The sequence below is a fragment of the uncultured Marinobacter sp. genome, from assembly GCF_963974375.1.
Classification (GTDB): domain Bacteria; phylum Pseudomonadota; class Gammaproteobacteria; order Pseudomonadales; family Oleiphilaceae; genus Marinobacter.
The window spans coordinates 1-6,544 of record NZ_CAXBDN010000247.1 but is presented as its reverse complement, the minus strand read 5'-3'; the positions used below and the strand labels follow the sequence as shown (position 1 = coordinate 6,544).

The 6,544-nt window shown below is 60.2% G+C and carries 8 protein-coding genes; 2 read left to right on the top strand and 6 right to left on the bottom strand.

Annotation, left to right across the window (positions count from 1 at the left end; genetic code table 11):
- Both AAC035_RS17115 and AAC035_RS17110 read left to right on the top strand, forming a co-directional pair.
- Positions 1 to 531 (top strand): TRAP transporter small permease (locus AAC035_RS17115; protein WP_339806292.1); only part of this gene is annotated, 531 nt, incomplete at its 5' end.
- 36 nt (positions 532 to 567) lie between these two features.
- A complete protein-coding gene (locus tag AAC035_RS17110) occupies positions 568 to 1,875 on the top strand; it encodes a TRAP transporter large permease (protein ID WP_339806290.1) in 1,308 nt (435 codons plus the stop codon).
- A gap of 251 nt (positions 1,876 to 2,126) precedes the next feature.
- On the opposite strand, the gene AAC035_RS17105 is transcribed toward AAC035_RS17110, so the two are convergent.
- The 6 genes from AAC035_RS17105 to AAC035_RS17080 all read right to left on the bottom strand — a co-directional run.
- Positions 2,127 to 3,068, bottom strand: coding sequence for an alpha/beta hydrolase (locus AAC035_RS17105; protein WP_339806288.1), 942 nt, complete (start codon positions 3,066 to 3,068; stop codon positions 2,127 to 2,129).
- 86 nt (positions 3,069 to 3,154) lie between these two features.
- Positions 3,155 to 3,532 (bottom strand): hypothetical protein, encoded by a 378-nt coding sequence (locus tag AAC035_RS17100; RefSeq protein WP_339806286.1) that lies wholly within the window; start codon positions 3,530 to 3,532, stop codon positions 3,155 to 3,157.
- Positions 3,529 to 3,936 carry a MaoC/PaaZ C-terminal domain-containing protein gene (locus tag AAC035_RS17095; protein WP_339806284.1) on the bottom strand — a complete coding sequence of 136 codons (408 nt, stop codon included), beginning with the start codon at positions 3,934 to 3,936 and terminating at the stop codon, positions 3,529 to 3,531. Before AAC035_RS17095 ends, AAC035_RS17100 begins: the two co-directional genes overlap by 4 nt.
- Entirely contained in the window at positions 3,933 to 5,471 is a 1,539-nt protein-coding gene (locus AAC035_RS17090; RefSeq protein WP_339806281.1) for a long-chain fatty acid--CoA ligase, read from the bottom strand. Before AAC035_RS17090 ends, AAC035_RS17095 begins: the two co-directional genes overlap by 4 nt.
- Entirely contained in the window at positions 5,468 to 6,229 is a 762-nt protein-coding gene (locus AAC035_RS17085) for an enoyl-CoA hydratase/isomerase family protein (protein WP_339806278.1), read from the bottom strand. Before AAC035_RS17085 ends, AAC035_RS17090 begins: the two co-directional genes overlap by 4 nt.
- Positions 6,226 to 6,544 (bottom strand): hypothetical protein (locus tag AAC035_RS17080; protein WP_339806276.1); only part of this gene is annotated, 319 nt, incomplete at its 5' end. The genes AAC035_RS17085 and AAC035_RS17080, both read right to left, overlap by 4 nt.

Below are 6,544 nucleotides of genomic sequence, written 5' to 3'. Positions count from 1 at the left end.
GGCCGCATACTCGCCCATATCACGAACGTGATGACCATCATCGGCGGTCTTGCCATCGCCCTGATGATGTTTCATATCACCGCCGACGTGGCCGGGCGTTATATTTTCAACTCACCCATCCCGGGCACCATCACGATTGTTTCCTACTACTACATGGGGATCGCGGCGTTCATTCCGCTGGCCTTTGCGGAACAGAAGGACGCTCATATCTCGGTGGAAGTGATCACTGAACTGATGCCCCAGTGGATTCAGGATAATCTCCAGCGACTGGCGCTGCTGTGCTCCGGAGTCATCTTTACCATGCTGTCCTGGCGCTCCCTCGAAGAGGCCAGCCGCAAGTACGCCATGGGTGCGTCCGTGGTGCAGGGTAACTCCGATATTCCCATCTGGATCACCTACTATGTGCTGCCCCTGGGTTGCGCACTGATGGTGCTGGTGGTTGCCTACAAGCTCATTGTCAGCCTGTTCGGACTCGAGTCCGGTCTGGATACCGAGCGCGCCAAAGCCGATGAGCTTCCTCCGGAAGTCTGATATCGCCCGCCAACCGACCATTGAGAGACAACAAGAATGAGTGACGTCCAAATTGGCCTGTCGGGCCTCGGCATACTGATTTTTCTGATTGGTTTCCGGATTCCCATCGGCGTTTCGCTGATCGGGGTATCCTTCTGCGGACTCTGGTACCTGATGGGCTGGAACGTGGCCTGGGGTTCTCTGGGGATTATCCCCTACCAGTTCGCCGCCAACTGGGTACTGAGCTCGGTGCCCATGTTCCTGTTGCTGGGTTTCGTCTGTTATCACACCCAGCTGACCCAGGGCATGTTCCGGGCCGCACGAATGTGGCTGTCCGGGGTGCCGGGTGGTCTTGCCATCGCCGCTGTCTTTGGTTCCGCCGGCTTTGCGGCAGTCTCCGGTTCGTCCGTGGCCTGCTCTGCGGCCATGGGCCGGATTGCGGTACCGGAAATGATCAAGCACAAGTATCACCCTGAACTGGCCACCGGCACCGTTGCCGTTGCCGGTACCATTGGTGCGTTGATTCCGCCGTCCATTATCATGATCCTGTATGGCATCATCGCCCAGCAGTCCATCACCGGACTGTTTCTCGGGGGTATTGCCGCCGGTATCCTGACCGCCATCGGTTACATCGTGGTGATCCTGATCCGGGTCAAGCTCAACCCGTCGCTGGCTCCGGATACCAACGAAAAAATTCCGCTGCGAGATAAGTTCCTCGCCTTGAAAGATACCTGGCCGGTAATTCTGATCATGTTCGGTATCTTCGGTGGCCTGTTTGGTGGTGTGTTCACTCCGACCGAGGCCGGTGCGGTCGGCGCTTTCCTGTCCCTGGTGGTTGCCGGTATCAAAGGCAGTCTGACCTGGGAGCGGTTCAAGAACGCCATCGTGGAAACCCTGCTGACCACCGGTGCGCTGATCATCATCGCCGTGGGTGCCAGCCTGCTGACCCGTTTCCTGGCCCTGTCCGGTGCCGGCGACTACCTGTCGTCTGCCATTATCGGTATGGACGCCGGCGTGGTGATGATCCTGATTGCCATCGTGCTGATCTATGTGCTGCTGGGCATGTTCCTGGAGCCCATCGGCGCCATGCTGCTGACGCTGCCTATTGTGCTGCCGATCATCGACAGCGTTGGCCTGAGCCTGCTGTGGTTCGGCATTGTACTGACCAAGCTGCTGGAGATCGGGATGATTACCCCGCCCATCGGCATGAACGTGTTTGTGATCAAGAGCGTGGTGGGCAATCTGGCCTCAACCGGGGCGGTGTTCCGGGGCATCTTCTGGTTCCTGATCATGGACTTCTTCGTTTTGTTCCTGCTGATTGCCTTCCCGGCTATCGTGCTGTTCCTGCCGGAAAACTTCGGTTAGCGCAGTTCAGGAATGAAAAAGGCCGGCCACGAAAGTGGCCGGCCTTTTTTGTTTTCCTGGAATTCACTGACCGGTGGCTGGCCGCGAGGCGGTGTATTTTTTCTTCTGGGAAAAGAACTCGCTTCGCTCAGACACCTTTTCCCGACAGAAAAAACACCCCACCCCACGGCCGATCTGGTTTTGATGATATTGTCATTTTTCGTTCGCCCTGACCCTTCGGCAAGCTCAGGGTCAGGGCGAACGAGACAGCATCAGTCTTCAGTCTTCAAAAAATCCGCAATCCGCTGATAGGTATCCGCACAGGCCTCAGGCGCCAGGTTTTCAAGGTTCAGATAGGCGTGAATCATGTCCGGGTAGTCCTGCAAGGTGCAAGGCTGGCCGGCGGCCTGCAGTTTCTGCCCGTAGGCAACGCCCTCGTCATGCAGGGGACAATATCCTGCGGTGATTATCAGGGTGTCCGGCATTCTGCGGGCCAGGCTCTGGTGCAGGGGAGAGGCCTGCCGGCGGTTCTCGTCATTCCGGAAGTAGTGATCGAAATACCATCGGATGCGATGCTCTTCCAGCAAGTGGCCTTCACCAAAGCTGTGGATCGAGGGGGATTCCAGGGTGTAGTCCAGGCTCGGGTAGATCAGTACCTGCTTTTCGATGTGCAGATCGGGCTGGTCTGCCAGGGCGCGGCTGACTGCGGCGGCATAGGTGCCGCCGCCGGAATCTCCGGCCAGGGCCAGGCGAGGGACAATGGACTGGCCTTCATCAGCGAGTATTTGCCAGATGCGTCGGGTGATGTCCATGCAGTCATCCAGTCCGCCCGGGTAGGGGGTTTCTGGCGACAAGCGGTAGTCCACCGATACAACAAGCCAGCCGGTGCTGTGAGCCAGTTTGCGGGCGATAGGGTCATAAACCTCAACACTGCCCGCCATGTGGCCACCGCCATGGAAAAACAACAGTACGGGCTTGGCGTTGCCGGGTTCGGGATCATAGAGCCGCAGCGGTATGGTGCGACCGGTCAGGACTACCTCTATATCGCGAACGCCCGGAATTTCCGGGTATTGCGTAACAAAGGCAGCGGTCAGCCCGGCCAGGCTGTCCCTGACCATTTGGGGGGTGGCTTCAATGCCTTTCTGTTTTTGCTCGGCGACCATCGGGTTGAGCTGGTCCAGCCAGGCCCTCAGGTTCGCATTCAGATCGCTCATAGGCGTGGCTCCGGGGCGCGGCTGGCGACCCCTGTTTATCTCGATAAAACGGTATCGGTGTCAGGCCCGCGTCTGCGGGCAATTTGTCAGTGCTGAAACTTCACCAGGGCCTCGCCCTCGCAGATCATCCGGTTATTGCGACCGGTACATATTGTGGTCAGATTGACCAGAGCCTTGTCGGGTCTGAGGCGGCTCACGGTTACTTTGGCGAGCAGAGGTTCATCCACCTCCGCCAGCTCGGGAAAGCTCATGGTCTGTTTCAGGTAGTTGGTGCCGTGCCCTGGCAGCTGTTCCCCCAGCAGGCAGGAAAACAGACCGGCTATCAGAGGTTCCGGTACCCCTGACCAGGACTCGTTCAGTGCCACCAGGTCACACCAGTCGGCAACGTCTGCGGCGCTGAACTGTGCCTTCAGTTCGGCACTCTGGCCTTCAGTCAGTTGTGAGAAGCGGGGAAGGCGGGTCACAGGGTTTCCTCCGGTAAGGTCAGTTCGCACTGGCCCTGCAGGCAGCATTCACCATCAGGTCTCAGAATGCTTGCTTCCAGAGTCAGGTGCTGGCCGGTGCGGGCGCGTTGTGTCACGGTCAGTTCCAGAGCTTCATTGGCGAAAGCGGGGGCCGGAAACATCAGTGACTGACCGCTGAGCCGGGCGCCGGGATAGCATTGGGCCAGCAGTCCCCGCAAGGCACTGAACAGCAACATGCCGTGGGACACGGTACGACCAAAACTGGTGCGGGCCGAGAATTCGGGGTCGGTATGAATCGGGTTATGGTCACCGCTGAGCCGGGCGAAGCGATTGAAGTCCTCCTGGCTGAGCATGAAAACCTGCTCGCAGGGGCTGTCTGACAGGGCATCGGCAGGTCTGTTCATCGGTTTCCTTCCGCGTTTGTGGGCTGGCGCAAGGCCTGTTTGGTGACCTTGCCCAGGGCATTGCGGGGCAGGCCATCGGTAAGTACAAAGGCTTTGGGTACCTTATAACCGGCCAGCCGCTCACGGCAGAACTGGCTGAGGGCAACGTCATTCAGGGTTTCTGCCTGTTCCGACCGGGGTACAAGGTAAGCCTGCCCCACCTCGCCCCAGCGTTCATCGGGTATGCCAATCACCGCCACCTCGGCAATGTCCGGGTGCTCCAGCAATACCCGCTCAACCTCGGCCGGATAGACGTTTTCGCCCCCGGAAATGAACATGTCTTTCCAGCGGTCGACGATGAAGTAGCAACCGTCTTCATCGCAGCGGGCAACATCGCCGCTGTGCAGCCAGCCGTCCTGGTTGAAGGCATCGCGGGTGGCATCGGGCCGGTTCCAGTAACCGGGGGTTACGCCGGGGCCGCGGATCAGCAGTTCGCCGGCTTCACCCGTGGCCAGGTCGATGCCATTGGCGTCCACAATGCGTACCTCCGCAAGCAGTTGTGGGCGACCTACCGAACCAATCTTGCTCAGCACGTCCGCTTCGTCCATCAGAAACACCGTGGGTCCGGTCTCGGTCATGCCCATACCGGTACGAACCAGAATGCCGGCGTCGGCGAAGCTTCGCGCTACCGGCAGCGAGAGGGCAGCCCCGCCACAGCCCCAGGAGCGGACCTTGCTCAGGCGCCGGCCATCGAAACCGGGGTGCTCCAGCAGGGCCTGGTAAACCGCAGGTACTCCGAAAAACACCGTTGCCCGTTGTTCCAGCAAGGCCAGGGTCTGATCCGGCTCGAAGCCACGAACCACCAGCACGCAGCCACCGGTCATCAGCACCGCCGAGGAGTATAGGTTGATGCCAGCGGTATGGAACAGCGGCAGTACATTGAGCAGCACATCGCGGCCGTTAAGCTCCACCGCCAGGCCAATGTTCAGATAGTTGGCCATCATCATCCGGAAGGTCTGGATCACGCCCTTCGGCCGTCCCGTGGTGCCGGAGGTGTACAGCAGATACCAGGGCGTGTCCGGGTCCCGCTCCGGGTGCGGCGTCAGTTGTGGTTCCACACTGGCAAGATCGTCGCGATAGCTGCGGTCACCGGTTTGTGCTTCGTCAAAGGCAATGGTCAGAGGTGCGTGGCCTGAGCTGTGTAATTGTCGGGCTGACTCGAGGAACTCTTCCCCGTAGATCAGTGCCGAGGGGGTGCAGTCACCCATCAGCACTTCCAGTTCCGGCTGTGCCAGACGCCAGTTCAGTGGCACCATGATGAGGCCGGCCTTGGCGCAGCCGAACAGCATGGCAAAGAAATCAGCGCGGCTGTGCCCGAGCCAGGCAATGCGGTCACCGGGTTTCAGTCCCCAGATTGCAGTAGCAGCTGCGGCAAAGCGGGCCGCCTGTTCGTTGAGCTCCCGATAGTTGTAGCGGATATTGCTGTCGATATCTTCCAGCGCGGGGCGGTGCGGAGTGATCCTGGCACGGTGGGCCAGCAGATCGAAATGGTTCATGCCTGTCTCCCCAGAAAGGCTGCCATGCCTTTGTCCGCCTCGGTGGTCACGATCTGTTCGAGAAACTGCCGGTATTCCAGGTCAAGGGCAGGTTTTACCCGACTCATGTCCGGGCGTCCCAGTTGCAGAGTGCGAGCAACGCTGCCGGGCTGGCGGGTACGGATCTGGTTGGCCAGGGACCAGGCGGTAGCCAGTTCCTCGCCTGCCGCCGCAAGGTACTGGCCGAGTCCGGACTGATGGGCTTCTTCGGCTTTCAGCGTGCGGTTGGTGAGCTGAATATCCAGGGCGCGGGCACGACCAATACGCTCCGGCAGGAGGGCGGTCCAGCCGCCGTCGGGACTGTAGCCCACCACCGTGTACCAGGGCGCAAAGCTGGCTTTGGGGCCAAGCACCGCAATGTCACAGGCCAGCACCAGGCCCAGTGAGCCGCCGGTCACCAGGCCATGGACGGCCACAATTGTGGGAACCGGCAGCGCCAGCAGATCAATAATGGTGCGGTTCAGTTCACCCACCACGGCTGCAGCGTAGTCGTGGCGATGTTCCCGGGGGGTGTCGAAGAACCCGGCGACATCGCCGCCGGTGGAGAAGGATTTGCCCGCCGCGTCAATGATCAGTACCGGCGGCATATCCTCACGGCAGCAGGCGAGAGCCTCCCGCAGGTCCGCGAGCAGTTCCGGCACCAGCGCGTTGTGGCGCTCTGGCCGGTTCAGTGTGAGTCGGCCAATGCCGTTCTCAAGACGATAGTTCACCTGCTTCATCCGCGCTCTCTCCCACCCAGTGACAGGCCGTTGCGGAACAGGTCGCTCATGGTTTCCACGATGTCGTCGAAGGCGTCTTCACCCTGGCGCTGATCCCACAAGGAATACTTCACCCCCAGAAAATGGGACAGTCCCATCAGGGCCCAGGCCCGGTGCTGGTTGTCGCCGGTACGGATTTCGCCTTTGCGGGTAGCGGCGTCCAGCATCTCGGCGTAACCGCGGGCGAAGGTTTCGTAATATTCGTGGTAGATCTCCGGGTCCACAAACTGCGCTTCCTGCAACACCCGGTACAGGGAGGGGTGCGTCACCAGATAC

Bases quoted from the DNA above. Each gene is read 5' to 3' on its own strand.
- AAC035_RS17110 (WP_339806290.1), top strand. From the start codon at position 568: ATGAGTGACGTCCAAATTGGCCTGTCGGGCCTCGGCATACTGATTTTT.
- AAC035_RS17105 (WP_339806288.1), bottom strand. From the start codon at position 3,068: ATGAGCGATCTGAATGCGAACCTGAGGGCCTGGCTGGACCAGCTCAAC.
- AAC035_RS17095 (WP_339806284.1), bottom strand. From the start codon at position 3,936: ATGAACAGACCTGCCGATGCCCTGTCAGACAGCCCCTGCGAGCAGGTT.
- AAC035_RS17090 (WP_339806281.1), bottom strand. From the start codon at position 5,471: ATGAACCATTTCGATCTGCTGGCCCACCGTGCCAGGATCACTCCGCAC.
- AAC035_RS17085 (WP_339806278.1), bottom strand. From the start codon at position 6,229: ATGAAGCAGGTGAACTATCGTCTTGAGAACGGCATTGGCCGACTCACA.